The 22,857-nt window shown below is 58.9% G+C and carries 14 protein-coding genes; 10 read left to right on the top strand and 4 right to left on the bottom strand.

What is annotated here, in order from left to right; genetic code table 11:
* The first annotated feature begins 221 nt into the window (after positions 1 to 221).
* The 6 genes from ACP_RS06120 (at position 222) to ACP_RS06095 (ending at position 6,497) form a co-directional block, all read left to right on the top strand.
* Complete coding sequence (locus tag ACP_RS06120) at positions 222 to 2,786, top strand: TonB-dependent siderophore receptor (protein WP_041839344.1); 2,565 nt, start codon at positions 222 to 224, stop codon at positions 2,784 to 2,786.
* 31 nt (positions 2,787 to 2,817) lie between these two features.
* On the top strand, positions 2,818 to 3,498 hold the full coding sequence (locus ACP_RS06115) for a Fe2+-dependent dioxygenase (protein WP_015896422.1): 681 nt from the start codon (positions 2,818 to 2,820) through the stop codon (positions 3,496 to 3,498).
* 176 nt (positions 3,499 to 3,674) lie between these two features.
* Complete coding sequence (locus ACP_RS06110; protein WP_015896421.1) at positions 3,675 to 4,631, top strand: DUF6662 family protein; 957 nt, start codon at positions 3,675 to 3,677, stop codon at positions 4,629 to 4,631.
* 9 nt (positions 4,632 to 4,640) lie between these two features.
* The gene (locus ACP_RS06105; RefSeq protein WP_015896420.1) at positions 4,641 to 5,174 is read left to right on the top strand and encodes an FMN-binding protein; all 534 of its coding nucleotides are present in this window, start codon (positions 4,641 to 4,643) and stop codon (positions 5,172 to 5,174) included.
* Positions 5,143 to 6,030 (top strand): FAD:protein FMN transferase, encoded by an 888-nt coding sequence (locus ACP_RS17240; protein ID WP_015896419.1) that lies wholly within the window; start codon positions 5,143 to 5,145, stop codon positions 6,028 to 6,030. The genes ACP_RS06105 and ACP_RS17240 overlap by 32 nt, the downstream gene beginning before the upstream one ends.
* Positions 6,027 to 6,497 (top strand): hypothetical protein, encoded by a 471-nt coding sequence (locus ACP_RS06095; protein WP_041839343.1) that lies wholly within the window; start codon positions 6,027 to 6,029, stop codon positions 6,495 to 6,497. Before ACP_RS17240 ends, ACP_RS06095 begins: the two co-directional genes overlap by 4 nt.
* Here ACP_RS06095 and ACP_RS06090 read toward each other — a convergent pair.
* Entirely contained in the window at positions 6,494 to 7,570 is a 1,077-nt protein-coding gene (locus ACP_RS06090; RefSeq protein ID WP_015896417.1) for a 3-deoxy-7-phosphoheptulonate synthase, read from the bottom strand. The two genes, ACP_RS06095 and ACP_RS06090, sit on opposite strands and share 4 nt — an antisense overlap.
* 268 nt (positions 7,571 to 7,838) lie before the next feature.
* On the opposite strand from ACP_RS06090, the gene ACP_RS06085 reads away from it, so the two are divergent.
* Positions 7,839 to 9,725: a DUF885 family protein gene (locus tag ACP_RS06085; protein ID WP_015896416.1), complete on the top strand. Its 1,887-nt coding sequence runs from the start codon at positions 7,839 to 7,841 to the stop codon at positions 9,723 to 9,725.
* A gap of 92 nt (positions 9,726 to 9,817) precedes the next feature.
* Here ACP_RS06085 and ACP_RS06080 read toward each other — a convergent pair whose 3' ends face one another.
* Positions 9,818 to 11,752 carry a glycoside hydrolase family 127 protein gene (locus ACP_RS06080; RefSeq protein WP_015896415.1) on the bottom strand — a complete coding sequence of 645 codons (1,935 nt, stop codon included), beginning with the start codon at positions 11,750 to 11,752 and terminating at the stop codon, positions 9,818 to 9,820.
* An 18-nt stretch (positions 11,753 to 11,770) separates the two neighbouring features.
* Positions 11,771 to 14,470, bottom strand: coding sequence for a DUF5695 domain-containing protein (locus ACP_RS06075; RefSeq protein ID WP_148215057.1), 2,700 nt, complete (start codon positions 14,468 to 14,470; stop codon positions 11,771 to 11,773).
* Positions 14,471 to 14,911: 441 nt separating this feature from the next.
* Here ACP_RS06075 and ACP_RS06070 point away from each other — a divergent pair, with 441 nt between their 5' ends.
* From ACP_RS06070 to ACP_RS06060, 3 genes are all read left to right on the top strand, one after another.
* Positions 14,912 to 18,730 (top strand): TonB-dependent receptor, encoded by a 3,819-nt coding sequence (locus ACP_RS06070; protein ID WP_015896413.1) that lies wholly within the window; start codon positions 14,912 to 14,914, stop codon positions 18,728 to 18,730.
* 200 nt (positions 18,731 to 18,930) lie between these two features.
* On the top strand, positions 18,931 to 19,752 hold the full coding sequence (locus ACP_RS06065; protein WP_015896412.1) for a glycosyltransferase family 2 protein: 822 nt from the start codon (positions 18,931 to 18,933) through the stop codon (positions 19,750 to 19,752).
* 85 nt (positions 19,753 to 19,837) lie between these two features.
* Entirely contained in the window at positions 19,838 to 21,433 is a 1,596-nt protein-coding gene (locus tag ACP_RS06060; RefSeq protein ID WP_052294707.1) for a carboxylesterase/lipase family protein, read from the top strand.
* 39 nt (positions 21,434 to 21,472) lie between these two features.
* Here ACP_RS06060 and ACP_RS06055 read toward each other — a convergent pair whose 3' ends face one another.
* Positions 21,473 to 22,849 (bottom strand): APC family permease, encoded by a 1,377-nt coding sequence (locus tag ACP_RS06055; protein WP_015896410.1) that lies wholly within the window; start codon positions 22,847 to 22,849, stop codon positions 21,473 to 21,475.
* Positions 22,850 to 22,857 lie beyond the last annotated feature (8 nt).

Below are 22,857 nucleotides of genomic sequence, written 5' to 3'. Positions count from 1 at the left end.
AGAAAAAACACGCGCGGGGATTGAAGTGCGACCAATCTTGTCTTATATTGAACTCGGACCAATTAAGTCGCAGTTGTTGATTCCCTGAAGACGCTCAGGCCCCACGCTCAAACTCTTGGCGGAGCAGCGCGAGGCCTGATGACCCACAGCCAGGACTGGCCGGGATGCCTTTCACTATAAGGTGCTCCAGGCGGTCCTTTCAATTTGGCCAGCGGAGATCCGTGCCCGAGAAGCCGGAGATTCTTTGGCTCTTTTGCGAGGTTACGTTGAGCAGCAGGCAGAAAGATCACTCAAAAAAGTCCCTGAACAAGCAGAAGCGTGGCAAGCGGGCATGGCTCGCCATGGGTACCATTGCGGCGTATGCGGCGGCGGGCACGGCAGGGAAAACAGCGCAACTTCACGCGCAGGTTCGAGGCACGGATGCGGGCAAGGGAGAGGCAAGACTTGCCGTGCGCCGCTTTGAAATTCCGGCCGGGCCTCTGGATGAGGTGCTGGGGAAATTTGCGCGGGAGTGCGGCCTCACGGTGGTGTATAGCATTCCCGTGGACACGGTGCCCGGCTTTCATTCGCGGGGGGTCTCGGGGCTTTATTCGCAGCAGCAGGCGTTGAAGCAGATTCTGGCGCGCACGGGGCTTGACTTTGCCTTTCAGGGGACGGCGACCGTTTCTATCGGCATTCGCAACGCGCAATCGGTGGAGGTGCGCGGCTCGATCAGCGACAGCCTGGCGCTGGCCAAGCTGCCCACTCCTCTGCTGGACACGCCGCAATCCGTCACGACCATTTCACAGCATCTGCTTGCGAGCGAGGGTGTTCTCACCTTTCACGATGCGCTGCGCAACTCGCCCGGCATCAGCCTGGCGGCGGGCGAAGGCGCGCTGCAGGGCGACAACCTGACGATTCGCGGCTTTCCGATTGAAGACGATATTTTTCTGGATGGCATTCGCGATTTCGGCAGCTATTACCGCGATCCCTTTGATCTGGCGCAGATCGATGTGCTCGAAGGTCCGGCCGGCGTGGAGTTCGGACGCGGCTCCACGGGCGGCGTGATCAACCAGGAGAGCAAGGCTCCCGAACTGCGGCCCTTCATGGTATTGGATGGCAATCTCGGTACGGATCGCACGCGGCGCTTCACGGCAGATATCAATCAGCCGCTTCCGCATGTGGCGCAGGGCGCGGCTTTTCGGCTCGATGCGATGATTACCGATGCGGGCGTGGCGCAGCGCGATGTGACGGTGAATCGGCGCTTCGGTGTGGCTCCATCATTTGCGATTGGTTTGAACACGCCCACCCGTTTCGTGTTCAGCGATCTGCACATGCAGGAAGACGATATTCCTGACTACGGCATCCCGTGGTACTTCGGCCACCCCGCACCGGTGGCGCGGCATAACTACTACGGCTTTGCGAGTCATAGCTTTCTTCGCACCAATGTAGACATTGGCACCATTCGCGCCGAGCACGACATGGGCACGCATGCGCTGCTGCAGAACGCGATTCGCTATGCGCACTATGAGCGCAAGTGGCAGATCAGCGAGCCGCAGGTCAACAATGCCAGCTCCGGGGCAATCACGCCGCAGACGCCGCTGAGTGAAGTCATGGTGAACCGCAACCAGCTTGCCGGCCACAGCGATGAGGCGCAGCTTTGGGACCAGGCCAACCTGACCTACACGGGCAAGCTGCTGGGTGTGGAGCAGACGGCGGTGCTGGGCGCAGAAGGCGGCAAGGAGAGTTCTGATCCCACGCGCATTCGTTTTGTGGATCCGGTGACGGGCATCAACACGGTTCCGTTGACGCCACTGCTGCACCCTGACCCGTATCAGCCTTTTTCCGGCACGGTATTCCCTAACACCAGTGTTCACACCAATGCCTATAGCGCCGCCGGTTATCTGCTTGATACTTTCGACTTCACTCCGCACTGGCAGTTGAGCGGAGGCATCCGTATCGATCACTTCGATGCGAATGAGAAATCGGTGACGTGGGTATACCCCACAACCGGAGCGCCGTCAGGCAAGCCGCAGAGTTCAGGCTTTGAGCAGGACATCAACAAGGGAAGCTGGCGCGCGGCGCTGGTCTATAAGCCAAAAGCAAACGGCACGATCTACTTCGATTACGGAACGTCCTTTGACCCTTCAGCCGAGCAGCTTTCGCTTTCCGCGGCCAACTCGGCCACGCCTCCTGAGACGAACGAGAGCTTTGAACTGGGCACCAAGTGGAATGTGAATCACGGGCTGCTCACCCTGCGGACGGCTCTCTTCAGGACCAAACGCGATAACGTGATGGAGCCGGACCCCAACGATTCCCCAGTGGATGTGCTGGCGGGCAACCAGCGGGTGGATGGTGCCGAAGGCGTGGTGCAGGGCCACCTGACGGATCGCTGGGAGCTTCTTTCCAGCTACACCTTCATGCACAGCGAGGTGCTGGACTCGGCCGTGACCCGGGCGGATTATCCCGCGGCCGTCGGAATGCCTTTGCAGAATGTGCCGCAGAATCTCTTTCATCTGTGGACGGAATATCACCTGACGCATCGGCTAGAACTGGGCGGCGGCGGTGACTTTGTGGGCAAGCGGGATGCGAACAGCACCACGCTGAAGTCACTTGCGTCACTGGAATCGGCGCCCGGCTATTGGACCTTCAGCGCGATGGGGAAATACGAAATCAACCGGCGTGTCTCGCTGCAGGTGAATGTGGAGAACCTGCTGGATCGCTATTACCTCGATGAGTTACATCCGGGCCACGTTATTCCGGGCGCGGGCACATCGGCTCTCTTCGGGCTGCATTGGAAGTTCTAAAAATCAACATTGACAGATTGAGGAAGACCTTATGCTTTTGACGATTCCTGATGTTTTTTCTCCCGAGCAGGTGGCAACGATCCGCCAGAAACTTGATTCCGCGGAGTGGACCGACGGCCGCGTGACGGCGGGGCACCAGTCAGCGCTCGCGAAAAACAATATGCAGATTCCTGAAGGCCATCCCGTAGCCAAAGAAGTAGGCGAGTGGATTTTGCAAAGCCTGGGGCAGAACCCGTTGTTTGTGTCGGCAGCCTTGCCGATGAAAGTGTTTCCGCCGCTCTTCAATCGCTACGCCGGCGGTCAATCTTTTGGAACGCATGTGGACAATGCGATTCGCCATCTGAAAGGAACCACGCATCGGGTGAGAAGCGATCTTTCGGCGACGCTTTTCTTCAGCAGCCCCGAGGAGTATGACGGTGGAGAGTTAATTATCGAAGATACCTACGGCATTCATTCGGTCAAGCTGCCTGCCGGGCACATGGTGCTTTATCCCTCCTCGAGCCTGCACAAAGTATTGCCGGTGACGCGAGGGGCGCGCGTGAGTTCGTTCTTCTGGATGCAAAGCATGGTGAGGGATGATGGCGCGCGCACGCTGCTCTTTGATCTCGACAATGTGGCGCAGAGTGTGGGTGCTGCGGATGTGAATGCGCCCAATGCCGTCAAGCTGACCGGCATTTATCACAATCTGTTGCGGCGCTGGGCAGAGGTGTAAACGGCGCAAGACTCGCGCAGCGTGGTGTTCTGCTGCTACTGCATTCCAATGATTCCGATGCTGCTTCCTGGTTTGTCCAGCCCCTGGCATGGCAAACCCTACCTGCAAACAGCGCTGGCCTCTGCCGCTGCAACGGCAAAGGCCAGCATCAAGCGCAATGTCATAAGGAAGGGTCTATGCTTCGTACGAATTACGCTGTGTATTTTCTGATAACACGTCTGTCAGGCGGCAGCAACTGGAAGAGAGGTTGTCTTTGTGCCGCGCTCCTGCTGCTGATGTTATTTACGCCTCCCCTGGCGCGCGCGGATGAACCTCTCTTCGGTTTTACCTATACAACCGATACGCTGCCCAAGGGGAAGTATGAGGTGGAGCAGTGGTCAACGACGCGCTTCACCAAGTCTCAGGGGAACTTCTGGCTTCAGGAGAACCGCACCGAGTTCTCCTACGGGTTGAGCAATCGCTTTCAGCTTTCGCTTTATCAGGATTACGATTCGACCGCTGCGTATCATAACGGCCCCTTCGGGGCGACGACGCCGGGGGAACCCTTTTCCTTTGATTCGCCCGACCCCAACGCGCATTACCGCGGCACGGCCTACATCTCGACAGATGTAGAGGCAATCTACCGCATTCTGAGCCCCTATGAGCACTTCATGGGCATAGGTGTCTACTCAGAGGAGCGTGCAGGTCGCGACTTTTTTGAAACAGAAAACAGGCTTCTGTTTCAGAAGAATTTTCGTCAGGACCGCGTCGTGCTTGCGGCTAACTTCACTTATGCGCCTGAGTTGAGAAATGATCGCCCCGGTCCGCTGACGCTTAACGAGACCGACATGAACGCCGATTATGGTGCTTCTTACCGGTTTATTCCGAACTGGTCGGCCGGCTTTGAGCTGGTGAATGAGCGCGAGTTTGACAGTTGGACCTTCTGGAATAAAGAGATCAACGACGCCTATTTCACTGGTCCATCGCTTCACTATGCCGGTAAGCACTTCTTTGCCACCGGCACCTACCTGGAGCAGATGCCCTGGGCTACGACGCATGAGTCCACCAATCCCGGCACGATTGTGGGTGGCCGGGACTATGACAACGACTTTGAAAAATACCGGGTGCGCCTCAAAGTGGGCTGGTACTTCTAAGGACAAATCATGAAATCGAAATTGATGTTCCTGCCGCTGGCAGGTCTGGTGCTGGCGGGCGGTCCAGCCTATGCGACGGTGTATCTCACGGTTCCGCAGGCGCAGCAGTTGATGTTTCCGGGGGCGGCCTTTCAGCAGGAGTTTAAGGCGCTCGATCACGATCAGATCAAACAGATCGAGCATTTGTCTGGAGTGCATGTGCTCAGCAGGCAGTTGCGAGCGTGGCGAGTCTCGACCGGGGGATGGTTCCTGGTCGATGAGGTGGTCGGCAAGCATGACTTTATTCCGTTTGCGCTGGCGCTTGACGGCGAGGGGAAGGTCAAGGGAATCGAGATACTCGAGTACCGCGAGGCCTACGGCAGCCAGATTCGCGATCCGCTCTGGCAGAAGCAGTTTCTCGGCCAGGGCGCGGATGCAAAGCTTCGCCTGGGGAAAAATATTCGCAATATCTCGGGCGCGACACTCTCGTGCAAACACATCACTGACGGAGTCGAACGTCTACTGGTGACTTATGAAGTTGTGCTCAAGCCTGCCGGTCACTGAGAGGGCGCAGCCCTGGCTGGGGACGCTGGCCAGCATTCGGATAGAAGGCGTGCCAGCAGATGAAGCGCATCAGGCCATGGACGCGGCGTTCGCGGAAATCGCCGCCGTCCATGAGCGGATGAGTTTTCACTCCCCTGAGAGCGACGTGAGCCGTCTCAATCGCGAGGCCGCGCGCGGCGCTGTCTCCGTGCATTCCCTGACCTACTCGGTGCTGGAATGTGCGCAGGAGTGCGCGCGGCGCTCGCAGGGCTGCTTTGATATTTCGGTGGCCGCGGAGCTGGTAAGCCGCGGAGTTCTACCGTCTCCTCAGCAGGCTGCGCGGCCTGAGGGGGGCTCGTGGCGGGATATCGAACTGCTGCCGGATGGCAGGGTCTACTTTCATCGTCCCCTCTGGATTGACTTGGGAGGAATTGCCAAGGGCTTTGCTGTGGATCGCGCCAGTGAGTGCCTGGCCGGCTTTGGCATTGCGCACTCGGTCGTCAATGCAGGGGGAGACATTCGCCTGCGGGGAATGGAGGCGGAAATTATTCGGCTCAGTGCGCCGTCAGACGAGGGTATGGCCCCGGTTCTGGAACTTGCACAGGGCAGTGTCGCAGGGTCCTGCGCCGCACCCCGGGACGGAGCAGGTGAGGATCTCTCGCGAAGTGTCCACTTTCATGGATCAGGGCTGCGGCCTGCTCCCCCTGGGCGTTTTGTGTGCGTGATCGCCGAACACTGCATGACTGCGGACGCGCTCACCAAAGTGGTGATGGCGCAAGGAGAAGACAGCGCCGGACTGCTCCTCGAATATGAAGCGGCAGCCTGGATCAAAGATCCCGGCCGCCATTGGCAGCATCTCGGAATAGAAATCGCATGAGCAGCACAGTACACAAAACCGTCAGGATTAGCCGGGGATGGCGCTGGCAGACCTACATCATCGGAGCGGGCATCTGGTTATCCGGTGGCCTTTGGCTGTTGTTCCACTACTTCTTCGTCACTCAGGGAGAGTTCGGCCCTGCAGAGAATCCGCTGACCGCCTGGTGGCTTCGGCTGCATGGCGCTTTTGCATTTGCCGCGCTCTGGATTTTCGGCCTTCTCTGGGGCACGCACATCACAGTTGCGTGGCCACGGCAACGGCGACGCCGGTCAGGCGTGGCCCTTGTAGGCTTGCTGCTTTTCCTGATTGTGAGCGGATACCTGCTCTATTACGTGGGCGATGACAAGGTACGGCCCGTGATCTCAGTGCTGCACTGGGCGGTTGGGCTTGCCGCGCCCGCGTTCTTTCTTGCTCACCGTCTGCGGTCCCGCAAACCCGCATCCGTGAGCAGTCTTCGCCGGGGTTAGTGCCCGTTGCCGGCGGCGTGTGCGCGGCGCTGCCGCACGGCCTGTGCCAGATTTTCGAGCAGGGTGCGGGTCTCTGCCCAGTCGATGCAGGCATCGGTGATGCTTTGCCCGTACACGAGGGGCTTGTCCTTGGCCAGCGATTGCGCGCCGGCGACCAGATTGCTCTCGATCATGACGCCCATGATGCGGCGCTCTCCGCCTGCGACCTGTGCGGCGACGGCCTCGCAGACCGCGGCTTGCTTGCGGTGGTCTTTGCCGCTGTTGGCGTGGCTGAAGTCGATCATGATGCGCGGCTTCACGCCCGTCTTCACCATTTGCTCGGCAGTGGAGGCCACGGAGTTTGCGTCATAATTCGTCACCTGGCGGCCTCCTCGCAAAATGATGTGGCAGTCGGGATTGCCCGAGGTCAGCATAATCGACGCCTGGCCTGTCTCAGAGGTGCCGAGAAAAGTGTGCGGATGGCTCGCGGATAGAATCGCTTCCACGGCGATCTGCACATTGCCCGAGGTGCCGTTCTTGAAGCCGACCGGGCAGGAGAGCCCCGAGGCAAGCTGCCGGTGCACCTGACTCTCGGTGGTGCGCGCGCCGATGGCTCCCCAGCTTACAAGGTCAGACACATACTGCGGCGAAATCATGTCGAGATATTCGGTGCCCGCGGGCACGCTCATCTCGGCCAGATCGAGCAGCAGACGGCGCGCCATGCGCAGCCCATCGCTGATGCGGAAGGAATCGTCGAAGTAAGGATCATTGATCAGACCCTTCCAGCCCAAGGTGGTGCGTGGCTTTTCAAAGTAAACGCGCATCACGATCATCAGGTCGCTGGAGAGATCTGCAATCGCGTTCTTCAACAGGCCCGCATACTCGCGGGCTGCCGCAGGGTCATGAATGGAGCAGGGACCCACCACGACGACCAGACGATCGTCTGTGCCGTTGAGAATGTCGACGATCTGACGCCGCGCTTCAAAAACAGTGCGCGAGGCATTCTCGGTGACAGGCATTTCCTCTTCAAGAAAAATGGGAGGAACAACGATGCGACTGGACTTGATTCTGAGGTTGTTGGTGGGATATGTCATGGCCGTTTCTTAGAATACAAGACCCTGTTCCTTTGACTGAAGAGAATCGTGGCGGGGCGTCTTCTCAACAGATGGATGGACGCCACGTGGGGACCTGGCCCCGGGCGGTCTGAATGTGCGCGGCGCAGCAATGATTGGATACATAATTGGATGTATTCGGCGGCGATTGAATGTACACTGTGGGGGCTTCCTGAATCTGCTTCATGCGGCCGCTATCATGCAGGCCGGCAGATCGCGGGAGACTCAAGCTGCAGGAAGGCCATTGCCTATGACATCACGCAGAAAATTTCTATTGAACAGCGCTCGCTCCGCGGCATTTCTTGGGGTAGCCGCCGCCGGGGCCGAAGTTCCGGCCTTTGCGGCAGAAGCAAAATCCGCCGCCGCACCCCGCTATGGCGATGCCGCCAAGTCCACGAAGTTTCCGGTTCCCATCGATGAGTCGCACAGCGCGCTGCGTCCGCACCTGTTGCGCTTTGATTCGGATCATGAGCTGCTGCAGCGCTACTACAGCGTGCCCTTTGCGCCGGATTCCCGGACCCGCATGCGCGAGTTTTATCAGCTATGGCAGAAGCAGCTTGCGGCCATTGATTTTGCGGGCTTGAATCAAGATGGCCGCGTGGATTACCTTCTGCTGCGCAATTATCTGCAGCATCGCCTTCGCCAGCTTGATCTCGATACTGCCTTTCAGCAGCAGGTGGATGTCTATCTGCCCTTTGCGCCCGAGATTCTCGCACTGTTTGACGACATGCGCGCCATGAAGCCGGTCGATTCCAAGGCCGCAGCCGCGACGCTGGCCCATCTTGCGACCGAACTCAAGCAGTTGCCGGCCACGCTCAACAGCAAGTATCCCAAGCCGAACAAAGAGGCCGTGAATGAGGCCGTGCATCAGTTGGAGACGCTCGAATGGCACCTGAATGCGTGGTTCACCTTTTATAACGGCTATGACCCGCTCTTTACCTGGTGGGTTGACGTGCCTTACAAGTCCGCGACCGGCGCGCTTACGGAATACCAGAACTATCTCGCCGTCCATTTGCTGGGGCTGGCGCCGCCCCCCAAGGTGGGCAGCGGAGACGGCGACGCATATTCGCAAAGCATGCAGTCGGCACGCGCGGGCAGCAACAAAGACATCATTGGCCATGCCATTGGCCGCGACGGCATCATGGCCGACCTCGCCAACGCCATGATTCCTTACACCCCCGAGCAGTTGATCGAGCTGGCCAATCATGAGTTCGCCTGGTGTACCCAGCAGATGATTCAGGCTTCGCGCGAGATGGGCTACGGAGATAACTGGCGCGCCGCCTTGAACAAGGTGAAGAACACCTACGTAGAGCCCGGACAGCAACCCGCACTGGTGCGCAAGCTGGAGCAGCAAGCGCAGGACTTTGTGATGAGCCACGACCTCATCACCGTTCCTGAGTTGGCGCGGGACACCTGGCGGTGGCGCATGATTCCGCCTCAGCAGCAGCTCATCTCGCCGTTCTTTCTGGGCGGGGAAGTCATGCAGATCTCTTACCCGACCAACACCATGACCTATTCGCAGCGTATGAACAGCATGCGCGCGAATAACACTGGCATGTCCCATGCCACGGTCTTTCATGAGCTGATTCCTGGTCACGAGTTGCAGGGCTTCATGCTTGAGCGCTATCGCAATTACCGCTCGGCGCTCGGCGAGACGCCTTTCTTCATCGAGGGGTGGGCGCTCTATTGGGAACTGCTGATGTGGGATCTCGGCTTTGACCGCACACCGCAGGAGAAGGTTGGTGCGCTTGACTGGCGCATGCTGCGCTGCGGCCGCATCATCTTCTCGTTGAGCTTTCATCTGGGAAAGATGACGCCCCAGCAGTGCATTGACCTGCTGGTGAATCAAGTTGGCGTTGAACCCGATGCCGCTGCCGGTGAGGTGCGCCGCTCCTTCAGCGGAGCCTATTCACCGCTGTATCAGGCTGCTTATCTGCTCGGCGGCATGCAGATTTATGCCCTGCACAAGGAGATGGTGCCTGCAAAGCTCACCAACAAGCAGTTTCATGATGCCATGCTGCAGCAGTACGCGATTCCGATTGAGCTGATTCGTGCGGCGATGCTTGATCTGCCTCTCACGCCCAACTATCAGCCGAGCTGGAAGTTTGATGGCGACGATCTGCCCGCCGTGACATAGATCTGCTCTTCCCTCACGTTGTAAACAAAAGAGCCGGCTGCCATTGGCGGCCGGCTCTTTTGTATCTGTGGTGGAAGCAAATAGAAGGCACATCAAACTGTCTTGCGATTGACCTTCCAGTAGACGGTGTAGCGCTCATCCATGATCTGGTAGAGCGGCTTGAGGTGCATGGTCTGCTGTTGATTTGCGGTGGCGAAGCGCAGTTCGCCGCCCGGCAGGCGCTCGATGGCTTCGCCAGCCTGGCCGGATGCGGTCAACAGTTCCGGCATGGGGTAGTTCTCCTTGTCAGAGAAGGGGCCGGAGTCGCCATAGATCTGTTTCTCCGTGAGACCGTGGCGTCCCATTTCGCCCGCAAGCACGAGCGGACCATAGAGCACGGCCTGGACATCGGGCGAATCGGGGATGGGCGAAATATGCAGAGACATGGGCATGCTCACCTTGATGGTGTCGCCGTCATGCCACGTGCGATGGAGTGTGGCATAGCTCTCAGGCTTCGCTTCCACACTTTGAGGTTGGCCATTGATGTGAATGGTGAATCCGTTGGTAGCCCAGTAGGGAACACGAATCTTCAGCCCGAACGCTGACGGCTTTTGGGCACGAACCGTGAGCGTCGTGGCTTCTTCGAGCGGGAAGTTCGTCTCCTGCACGAGCGACACATTCTTCTCAGGCCACTGCACCTCAGAGCCGGCAAAGAGATTCACATAAATGTTCTTTGCATCGTGGAAGTAGATAGAGTCGTTGACCTTGGAGTATTCCTCAACGCCCGTTCCCGTGCAGCACCAGAACGCGTCGAAGGGCGTGCCGAAGGTCTTCCAGTAGCCGGGCTTGAGCGAGACGTAGTACATCAGCATGCCCTTGGGATCTTGCGTGCCGATGCGAACGTTGTACATCAGCCGCTCATAGTAGTCGAAGATGCGCGGGTCGCCCGTCCATCCGTAGAGATGGCGTGAGAGCTTCATCATGTTATAGCTGCAGCAGCACTCTTCAGCGGCAGGCCCAAGATGCTCAGCTAGCGTGCCGGGCTTGTGCCAGAACTCGCCATCGCTGGTGCCGCCCGTGGCATAGGCGTGCTGCGAGGTCACTGCGCCCCAGAAAAACTCCGCAATAGTGTGATAGCGCTTGTCGTCCGCCACTTCATAGCCGCGCGCCGCGCCGATCACCTTGGGAATATTCGTGTTGGCATGATTGCCCGCGAGATGATCTTCGCGCTTGGCTAGCGGATCAAAGATGAGTTTGTGCTCAAAGCGGAAACCAAGGTCGCGATACTTCTTTTCGCCGGTGACCGCATACAGATTGAAGGAAACTTCATTCATGCCGCCCTGCTCCACCAGCAGCATGCGCTGCCACTGGTCAGCGGGAATCGGTTTTGTGTATTCGATGGCCCAGTCAGCCATACGCTTGCAGGTTTCGAGGGCCTGCTGGTTGCCGGTATGCACATACATGTCGAGATGGCCGGCCATGATCTTGTGATAGGTGTAGAAGGGCGCCCACACCTTCTGGTAGTGGCGCAGGCGATCAAAAAACGATGCAGGAAAAGCGCTCAGGTAGCCGTCCGGCTGCTGGCATTTGGCCAGTTCCGCGACGAGCGCATCGCCCTTGGCCTTGATCTTTTCATCTCCGGTGGAGGCATACATCAGCGCGCAGGCCGAGAGATAGTGTCCCCCGGCAAAGTGACCGCGCAGTTCGCAATCGGGCGCTTCCCAACCCCCCAGAGGCTCGGCGCTCGTAGGCAGGCCGGCCGTCAGGCGAAAGGTGTGCAGCAGGCGGTCATTCGGTACCAGATAGAGATATTGCCGGTTGATCTCCAGAGCGTTTTTGAGCACGCCATCGCGCATGCGCACCTGCGTCATCGGAAAGTCTTTGTACCGCCAAAGGACCTTTTCATAGCCGGTGCCGTCGGCGCTCACGGGAATATCCATGACTGCGTCCTGCAGGGCTTTGAGGTGCGGCGGCAGCAGGAAAAGTCCGCCGAGCGCGGCTGCTGAGCCGAGAAAGTTTCTGCGTGAGAGTTTTGATTGTTCGCACATAAAAGGTCTCCTGAGGGACTAGGGGTGAGAGATGGATGCTGGTTGGGAATGCTTCTGCGCTGGCATGGCTTGCAGCGTGATCTGCGTCAGGCCCGCATGCAGTGGAACAGCGTAAGCCCCACGAATCAATTCAAAATGCGTGTCCGGGTGGAAGCGGCCGACGCCCGCGATGGAAGCAGGCTGCTCGACTCGTAACAGCGCCTGTTTCGTATAGGCGCTTGCCGGGCTAAGCTCAATTTGCACCGTCTGCGATTGCGGATCGAAGCGGATCTGCTGGAACTTGCCTGCATCGAGCGTCAGCCACAGCCCGAATGGCGCCAGGTACACGCGTCTGCGAAATGCATCGAGCGGCTTCACGCTTATCTGCTGTGCGTGCTGCGTCAGGTTGCCGCCGAAGCTCAGCCAGCCAAAGGTGGAGCTATGCGTGACATAAGTGGCGGTATCGAGCGCAAAGCCAAAGAAGTTCGGCCCGTAGTCACCCGAATACGCATCGAACTTCATCGTGCTCGGGAAGGAGTGGAAGGCTTCAGAGGCAAACCCCCGCTGATCAATGTTGGTGAGCGGACCCATGGTTCCACCATAGCCGACGCGCAGCAGATACAGGTCTTGCGGGTGCTCCCGGTAGGCCGCCAGCAGCGGGATGGCATTGATGCCGGAGCCATAGTGATGCAGTTGCCTCTCAATGCGCGGAATCTTTCCGGCAAAGAGAAAGTCCCAGTAGCGGCGCGCGCTGCCGTTGTATCCCCATGAAGGAATGGAGGGGTCGTAGCCGAGAATGGCGTCGAGCGTCACCTGCGCTTTGTCCTCAAAGCCAAAATAGTGAGTCCAGGCATAGACCTCTTCCTGCCCGGTGGAGTCCCACGGCATCTCACTTCCAAAAGGATAAGCCTTGTGATCCCAGACAAGCGCGCGCTGATACATCGCGTCCTTCAGCGTCCCGGCCTGCTGCGTCCAGCCCTCTCTTTGCAGATCGTTGAGAATGCGCAGGAAGATGTCGCCCTCCATCTGCCCGAACTGTGTGTAGTAAGGCGCAAACTTCATCATGGCCATGGTGGTCTGATAGGCGTGCCCCAGATACCACTGCCAGTCATGTGCGGTGACCAGTCCCTGATGGTCGCGCGCCAGGCGGTACATCACCCAGTAAGCTGCCGCGACGTGCGGGTAATTGAAGGAGCGGTCCACCGCCTCAGACTGCTTCCGGTTCCATGAGGTCCATGTTTTCCAGTTGTACTGATCGCTATAAAATCCGGCAGGGAACTGGCTGGGCTGGTAGTAGAAGACGCTCTTGCGCACTCCATACTTGAGCGGTCCGCTGCTGTATTGAATGCTGCCCCAGAGCACGTGATCCACAAACTGTTCGTACTTCGCAATCTCCTGCTTGTCCGGCTGCCCAAACTCTTTCATGGCTGCCGCCAGCCATGAGCCGGCGCCGGCCTCATCGCTCAGGCCCGCAATCCATACGCGCCCTTCCTGCGTCACCTGGCGGTTCGCCTGCCCATCATAGGTAATGACCGATGGACTGCGATGAAAGGGATCACTGGGATCAACAAACCATTGCTTCGTGGTGAGAAAGTGCCCCATATCCGCAACGGCCTGCTGCTCCGGCTTGATCACAAAATAGCCGATGCTCTGCACCGTGCCATCGTCGTAGGTCACCGCGACGCGCGCGCGGCCCCACTTGCGGCCTTGCAGGTTATATCTCAGCCAGCCGGTCGAGGTGCTTTTTCCTGCGGTGATCGTGATGGCACCCGCGGGCTCTACCGTGATGGAGCGCACCGGTTCGTGATAGTGCAGAAAGAGCTGCGCATGAATGTCCTGCGGCAGCACATAGCCGGGAAAGCCTGCGGCCACAGGACGGAAGTGATCGACGAGCGTCTGCTGCACCTGAGGAATAGAGGGCGACAGCAGAAACTTGAGCCCAAAGCTGCGTGACTCTCCGGGCTTGAGCGTCACCGATGTTCCGGGATTCCACGGATTCGCGCCCTTCCACGCGCCCTGCTGATAGGCGCGGCTGTAGACCATCCACTCATAGAACCCCTCAAACGTGATGCCGCGTGGCGTTGGGTCATTGAAAATCAGCGGCTCACCGTTTGGGCCATGATGATTCAGGATCGGCCGCCAGGCTTCGAGCGGCGTGTGGCCCTCGGGCACCACCACCAGCGCGGGTCCGTGGCCGTTCAAGCGAGTTACCTGCACGTACCCCGCATCTTCACCGATATAAGGATCATCGAAGCTGCACTGGACCGAGGCCTGCGCCAGCGTGCGGCCGGCGAGAATGTTGTTGAAGATGAGCGGAATGCCCAGTGCGCCAATGGTCACCGGTTTGGCGGATGTATTCGTGAGCGTGAAGTGCAGCGCAAGATTTTCGCCGTCGATGCGCCAGGTGCGCACAATTCGCAGCGGCATGCCGGCCGGGAAGGTGGCTGTCAGATCGGCGGATGCCAGTTCATCGCCTTGGACAGGGAGCGGCTTCACCGGCTGCCGGTGCAACGCGCTCGAATAATCCTGCCACGGGCCAGCGGCGTCTGTGCGCAGCCGCAGGTCAATGTCGCCGAGGTGATAGTAGCCATCTGTGGATCGCTCCGCCAGCCGGTCGCCGGGCGTGAAGTCAAAGCCGTGCGCGCCCTCGGGGTCAAGCGCCGCCACCGTTTGCGAAGAACGCGTGAGGTCCAGGCGGAATCCGGGCGTCTCGAGATGCTCGATTCCCTGCCGCAACATGGGGCCGGGTTTCGCTGGCGGGGCGGCTTGGCTTTGGGCAAGAGCAGAGGATGCGACGGCCAGACAGCAGGCTGCAGTGAACATCCTGAAGGCGCTGCGTGCGGCCGGCGAGATGTCCTGACGAGATAAAAAATGGCGCATTCGTTTGGCTCCAAAAAGATTTGTAACAGCGCCCCAGACCAGCGTCCCGGCGAAGCGTCAGCCCGGCCCCACGCAAAGTGATCGGGCCTCTTTGCGCGGCGATTTCAGCGGATAGATATTTAGACCACGTTATGGATGCAAAAATCTACCTTGACTTGGCTTTCAATAATGTATACATTTTCGTCCACGTAGAGAAAAGCCAAAATTTGCGTCTTTTCGCGGACGAATGACAGAGAAATCTTCCGCCAAAGACCGCAAATCATCCCGTTCTGCGAAAACAACTTCCTGAGAGGCATGCCTATGAGCTTCGATCGTTGGGCCAGGCGCACCGTATTTCCCCTATTCACGCTATTCTTCACCCTCCTCCTTCTTGCGCCCCGTATGGTCCAAGCGCAGAACCTCTCCACCGGATCGTTGAATATCACGGTCGAGGACCCGGCGGGCGCGGTCATCAACGGGGCCAAACTTGAGCTGCGCGACCTGGATACGAATGACATTCACAAGTCGACAACCTCGGGCTCCGGTGTAGCAGTCATTCCTTTTCTTAATCCCGCCCACTACAGCCTGCGGGTGAGCCGTGACGGGTTTGCGACCAAGGTCTATCCGTCTGTCACGGTGCAGGTGAATCAGGTGACCAATATGGTCGTGAAGCTCGAGGTCGGCTCGACGAACCAGACGGTGACCGTTTCCGCCAACTCATCGCCTTTGTTGCAGACCACGGACAATGCGCTCGCTACGACGATCGACTTGAAGGAAGTGGAAGATCTGCCGGTCTCAGGACGTGATGTCACCAGCTTTGCTTTTCTGGTGCCCGGCTCAGTGGATGGCGCGGACTTCAACAACCTGCCCGGCGGAGCCGCGAATATCAGCGCAAATGGCTTCTCCACGCAGACTAACCGCAATAAGAGCGCTGGCTTCGGCAATGGTGCGGTGATTGCCAACCGTCTCGAAGACGTGCAGGAGATGACGGTGCAGACCAGCGAACTCGATGCCAGCTACGGCGGCACCTCTACCATGGACATTGGCTTCGATACCAAGCGCGGTACGAACCACTTTCACGGCTCGCTCTTTGAGACCTACCGCAATGACGCCTTGAATGCCAATAGCTGGTACAACAACAGCGTCAATCAGAAACGCAGCAAGCTCATCATCAATGATTTTGGTGCCAGCCTTGGCGGCCCGATTCTTAAAAACAAACTGTTCTTCTTCGCGAGCCTCGCGAATTTCCGGCAGCCGTTCAAGTCGACCGTCACGACAGAGGTCGGCACGCCGCTGGCGCTCTCCGGCATCTATGAGTACATTCCTCAGGGCTCTTCCAGCATCGTGCAGGACAATGTGCTTCAGGCCGGTGCCAGCGCAGGCTGCTCCACCTGTACGGCGACCATCAATCCGCTCATCGCGCAGGATCTCGCCAACATCGAGTCCACCTATTCGCTGGATGGCGCAACGCTCACGCCGCTCGACCTCAACCATGAAAATCTGACGTTCCCCAACAAAGGTTACGTGGTGCGGAAGTATCCCACGCTGCGCCTGGACTACAACATCACGCCCAACCTGCGCTGGACCGGAACCGTCACGGAGTCCAACAGCTATGTGACCAATTCCGGCGGGCCGCCGTACCCTGGCGCTCAGTATGCCAATCAGGCTTATAGCTATGAGACGCGCGGCTATCAGATTGCAACCGGCTTTGACTGGAATGTGACGCCAACTATCGTGAATGCACTTCGCGTGGGCTATCTCTACTCCGGCTTCATCTACAACACACAAGGCATCAATACGCCTACCGCGTCCATGGTGCAGCAGGGCGACCTGGCTTTCGGCTTTGGCCTGAACAGTGGTGTGAATGGATTTGCGAGCCTCAAGGGAGGTTCACTCTATCCGGTACTGGGAGTTACGGACAACGTCTCCTGGCAGCACGGCAATCACAGCTTCCAGTTTGGCGTCTCCGCGCAGACTGAGATCGATCACTATTACAACAATCAGTTTGTGCCTTACATCGGGGTCAACTATATCTCCACAGGCGATCCGGTCACGAGCGCGCTGGTGAATTCGCTGTCGCCAAACGCGCCGTCATCAGCACCTGAAGATGTCGAAGAACTCTATGCGACCCTGAATGGCCGCATGACCTATTACAGCCTTGGTCAATTTGTGAATGCCAAGACCAAGCAGTTCCAGCCCGGCATTTCTTTCAACCTGCATGAGCGCCTGACGCAGGCGGCGTTGTTTGCCATGGACTCATGGCGCCTGACGCCCACGCTGACGCTGAACTACGGTCTGCGGTGGGACTTCACCGGAGCGTCCAAGGACGAGACCGGCTTCTACACCCATCCCACACTCGCAAATCTGTGGGGCCCGACCGCCGTGGGCGATCTCTTCCAGCCCGGTGTGTTGAACGGCGTGCAAAATCCCGTGGAAGGCCCATCGTCAGAGGCCTACGCGCCCACCTACGTCCACCCCGAGCCGAATATCGGCATTGCATGGAACCCGCGCGGCAACTCAGACTCATGGTTTGATCGCCTCGTTGGGCACGGCAAGACCGTCATCCGCGCCAGCTTCACGCTCAAGAACTACACCGAGGGCGCGCAAAACTTCTGGAATTTCGGCTCGAACAACGGCGCCAACTTCAACACCTACTTCTACGCCAATCCGGTGGCTCCTGGCAGCGGCACGCCAGGGCCCGGCTTCTACAACGCAGGCTCAGTGATTCTGGGCGGCTCGTTGCCTGCACTGGCCTCGACCTCACCCAATCCCTACTCGCCGATCATCACCGAGGCCAGCCAGGGATTCAGCGGAACTTCCTTCCTCACCTTTGATCCGCACATCAAGCAGCCTTACGTGGAGTCGTGGTCGGTCGGCATTCAGCGGGCCATCACTCCCAACAACGTCATTGAGATCCGGTATGTGGGCAATGTTGCCAAGGATCAATGGCTCGGTGTGAATTACAACGAGATCAATATCTTTGAGAATGGCTTCCTGAACGACTTCCGCGCGGCGCAGGCCAATCTGTCGGCGTCTGGCGGCAAGTCATTCAAGGGCTCGCAGCCTACGCCCATCCTTGACCAGGCCTTTAATGCAACCGGAGCCACGGCCAACTACACCAACGCTCAGTTCATCACTTATCTGCAGCAGGGGCAGGCGGGTGCCTTCGCCAATGCCCTCGCCGGCAATGCCAGCTATCTGTGCTCGCTGGTGGGTGAAAGCAATTTCTCCCCCTGCGGCAGTGCAGGAGCGGCAGGCACGGGCAGCTACCCCATCAACTTCTTTGAAGCAAATCCTTACGCAGCCGGACAGGGCATCTATGAGATGACCAATAACGGCTACTCCAACTACAACGCGCTGCAAATCGACTTTCGCCAGCGCATGTGGCACGGCATGCAGTTTGACGCCAACTACAGCTACTCGCAGTCGCTTAACAACGGCGCGCAGGGCAGCACCGCTCCTGGATTTTATGGTGGCCGCAGCAACAGCGCACCCGGCTATTACACCCTCCGCGACAAGCACCTGAACTACTTCCCCAGCGCCTTTGACGTACATCACGTGTTACACGTCAGCGGCGTCTATGACCTGCCCTTTGGCAAAGATCGCGCCTTCTTCCACCAGAACCCGATTGCCAATTATGCGATTGGCGGATGGACCGTAGGCATGATCCTCACCTATCAGGGCGGCGATCCTTTCCTCTTCACTGGCGGCACCAGCACCTTCAATCAGAATGACGGCGGCATTCGTCTGATTGGCGTGACGAAGTCGCAACTGCAGCATCAGATTCGTCCGCGCCGCGTACCCGGCAAGGCATACGTGAGCCTCTTTGATCCGAAGTACATCTCGGCTGAGGGCCAGGCGAACAGCCAATACATCACGCCCAATTATCAGGCGGGAACAATTGGCACGCTGATGTGGCTGCATGCTCCCAAGTGGATCAATACGGACTTGTCGCTCACCAAGCTCATTCCCATCCACGGCAAGATGAACTTTTCACTGCAGGGCGAGTTCCTGAATGCCTTCAACCACACCGAATGGACCGGCATGGATACGGGCGTGCAGGACACAACCTTCGGGACAACCAGCTCGACGGTGAATAACCCGAGAAACATTCAGCTGCGCGGAACCTTCAACTTCTAAGCGCAGTCTGTGGTGCGGCACTCTCCTTCCGGACAGGGTGCCGCGCCATCTTTTCTCCTGAAACACGCATGACTCCTCCTGGGCCGGCAACGCGATGCGCTGCCGGCCATATTTTTTGATTGTGGGGATACTGGCGATGATGAAGCCTTCACTTCTTTGCCAGTTGATGCAGGTGGCCGGGATATGACACGATTCCTCCATTGAGCTCACAACAGGACATACCCCCGGACACGCCACGGAAGGACACGCTCTCCGTCGCCATCATCACGCAGAACGAGGAGGCAAACCTCGCGCGTACACTCGGCAGCGTTCGCTTTGCCGATGAAGTCATCGTGGTGGACTCCGGCTCGACCGACCGTACCGTTGCCATAGCGCAAGAGGCTGGCTGCCGCGTTTTCACAGAGCCGTGGCAGGGCTTTGCGCGCCAGAAAAATCTGGCGATCGAAAAATGCTCAAGCACCTGGATTCTCTCGCTCGACGCGGACGAAGAGCTGTCCCCCGCGTTGCAGCAGGAGATCCTTGCGCTTCTCAAAAGCAGTCCGCGGAACATGGCTTTCCGGCTGCGCCGCCGCAATCTCTTTCTCGGCCGCTGGATGCGTCACGGCGGCTACTATCCCGACGCCAAGCTGCGGCTCTTTCGCCGGGCAGGCATGCAGGGTGAGGCTCCGCTACGTTTTGCCGAGCGGGCCGTGCACGAAACCATTGCGTATGACGGCCCCAGCGAAACACTGCGCCACGATCTCATCCACCATGCCTACCCCACTCTCCATGGCTACCTGGAACATATGAACCGCTATAGCACGCTGGGCGCGCAGGTCGCGGTGAAAAAGGGTAAGACCATTCAGCCGTGGTGGGCATTTCTCGGCAATGTTGTTCTTGTGCCCATCTTTACCTTTCTCTGGAACTACATTTTTCGTGGCGGTTTTCTCGACGGGCGCGAGGGATTCCTATTGCACGCCTATCACTCCCTCTACACAAGCTGGAAGTACGCCAAAGCCTGGGAGATGACGCGCAAAGCCTGACCGATCTGCTGCGCTACGCGCCCATGCGAGCGCAAGCCTGCGCCGTTGCACTACCATGGCTAGGCTGATTCATCAGGAGGGATTCATGAAGCTTCGCGCCCTCGCCGCGATTATCATTCTTGCCTGCACCGTGCTCGGTGTGCCATCTACTTATGCGCAGCCGCCCGCGAAAGGCCCCGTTGTCTCAACCGCTGCCGGCCGCGTCGCCGGCGTGCAACTCGCACACGGCGATCTGGCGGTCTTCAAGGGCATTCCCTTTGCCGCGCCGCCCGTAGGCAAATTTCGCTGGCGCGCTCCGCAGCCGGTGCATGCATGGAAGGGCATTCGCCTGGCCGATCACTTCAGCGACAGTTGCACGCAGCAGACGCCGAATGAATTCCTGCCGTGGACGCCGGTCTTCATGACGCATCGCCCTGTGAGCGAAGACTGCCTCTACCTGAACGTCTGGACGCCGCGAATATCCGCGAGCGCGAACCTTCCGGTGCTGGTCTTCATTCACGGCGGCGCATTCACCTCCGGCGCGGGCAGCATCTCCATTTATAACGGTGCTCATCTGGCCGAGACCGGCATGGTGGTCGTCACCCTCAACTACCGCGTCGGCGTCTTTGGATTCTTCGCCTATCCTCAACTCACCGCGGAGTCGCGCCATCACAGCTCCGGCAACTATGGATTGCTCGATCAGATGGCCGCGCTCGGCTGGGTGCGGCGCAACATTCGCAATTTCGGCGGCGATCCGCACCAGGTCACCATCTGGGGCCAGTCCGCCGGGGCTTGGAGCGTCGAAGACCTGTTGCTGTCGCCACTGCCGGTCGGCCTTTTTGAGCGCGCCCAGGCAGACAGTGGCATCGGACTCGCGAATGGCTTTCATTCGCTCTCACTGCGGCAGGCAGAGGCCAATGGAGAGAACTTTGCCACGCGCATCGGCGTCCATTCCCTGGCGGATTTGCGTGCCGTGCCGGCAGCTGCGCTGCTGGCCGATGTGCGCCCCGGCGACCGCTTTCTGCCCAATGTGGACGGATGGGTTCTGCCTGCCGCGAGCAACAAGCTCACCGCGCAGGGCACAGGGAGTCACGTTCCAGTGATTACGGGCAATGAAGCCAATGACTGGATGCTCGGTTCTCCGCGCGTCCATTCGGTCCAGCAATATCGGGCCCTTGCTCATCGTCTGTATGGCAGTCGAGCCGCGCAATTTCTTCAACTGTATCCGGCGGCCAATGCGGAGCAGGCGGCCGCTATGGAGACTCTCAGTTCAGAAGATCGTGACCGCGTCTCCATGTATCTCTGGGCGCGGCTGCGCGCGCAAAGCCATGGCCGCGCGCAGCCCATCTACACCTACTACTTTGATCGCGCGATTCCGTGGCCGCAGCACCCCGAATATGGAGCCTTTCATTCCGGCGAGCTGCCTTACTTCTTTCGCAATCTCAATCGCATGCACCGGCCCTGGCAGCCAGCGGATGACGCCGTTGCCCGCACCGTCTCTGCATACTTGAAAAACTTCGTAGCGACCGGCGATCCCAATGGCGCGGGCCTGCCGCACTGGCCAGCCGTACAGGCAGAGTCTGCGGTGACCATGCAGCTCGGCCAGACGATGGCGCCCATGCCGCTGGCCAGTGCCGCGCGTCTCACTTTCTGGAAGAAATATTTCGCTTCGCCGGATGCTGCGCACGCACCGCTCTTCTAATGAAATTGTGCGCGTCATCCCTCATGGCGCGCACAAGTCTCAGCCTTCGCTGAAATCGATCATCTTCGGCGACTGCCGGAATCCGCTGGTGGTCGCCGCCAGCCAGATCAGCCCCACGGCAAACCACACGCCACCGACCACCTTTGCAAGAATGTTCAGGTTCCACCAGATGGAGGCGCAGAACACAAAGCCGGTCAGCGGCAGCACGATATCTGCCATCACCCGCGGCTTGCCTGCCTTGCGCAGTAGCGAGAAATGCCAGAATGAAGAAAGATTCACGCCCATGAAGGCAAGAAACGCGCCAAAGTTGAGCAATTCGCCCGCGTGCTCATAGGCGCTGCCTACATAGTTGAGCGCGACCGCGCCCAGCCATGCCACCGCGCCAATCAGCAAAATGTTGTAGGTCGGCGTGTTGGTCTCCGCATGCAGGTGCGCAAAAAAGCGTCGCGGCAGCACGCCATCGCGCCCCATGCCAAACAGCAGCCGCGCCGCGCCAACGCCTCCCGTGAGCGCGCTGCCCAGGGCCGCGAGAATCAGAATGACGCCCATGGCTTCAAACAGCACAGGCCCGCCCACGCGCCGGCAGATGTCCATGAAAGCTGTCTCAAGATTTGGAAACGTGTGCCAGTCCGGCCAGATGCGCTGGCCCAGGTAGGTTTGCGCTCCGGCCAGCAGGCCCGTGAGCAGACAGACCAGCACGGTGGCCAGCATGACGTTGCGGCGCGGATTCTCAACGTCCTCTGACAAGGTAGTAATGCCGTCAAAGCCAATATAGGTGAGCGCGGCAAACGAGGTTGCTCCCCACACCTTGCTCAGGCTGAACGTGGCCGGGGTGTAAAACGGAGCAATCGAGAACAGCGCCGCCCACTGCCCCTGGTGGTAGAGGAAGTGAACGCCCATCACGAGGAAAACGGCAATCACCACGCACATCGCCATGAGCAGCAGCTTGTTCATGCGTGCGGACGATCGAATGCCGATCAAGTTGAGCGCCGTAATGAAAGCAGTGATGCCCAGTGCAATCAGGGGAAACGGGACTTCAGCAATATAGCGGCTATGCAGCGCGGCAGAGATCCAGACCACGTTGATGAGCGGCTGCAAAATATAGTCCAGCAGCATCGCCCAGCCAACCATAAAGCCCAGATGCGGATTGATCGTGCGGCCCACATAGGTGTAGGCCGAGCCTGCCGAGGGATACAGCGCCGCCATGCGTCCATAGCTGACGGCGGTGATCATCATGGCAAACATCGCAATCAGAATGGTGGTGACGGTGTGTCCGTTGGAGAGCTTTTGCGCCACGCCAAACAGGGGCACGCCCGCCGTGGGCTGAATCAGCACCATTCCGTAGAAGACCAGATCCCAGAGGCCGAGAACCTTTCTCAGCCTTGCCGGGGAGTTCTGCTGCGTGCTTTCTGCCATCGTGATTT

It is taken from the genome of Acidobacterium capsulatum ATCC 51196 (assembly GCF_000022565.1).
Lineage (GTDB): Bacteria > Acidobacteriota > Terriglobia > Terriglobales > Acidobacteriaceae > Acidobacterium > Acidobacterium capsulatum.
The sequence above is the reverse complement of the archived record's forward strand: the minus strand, read 5'-3'. Positions and strand labels throughout refer to the sequence as shown.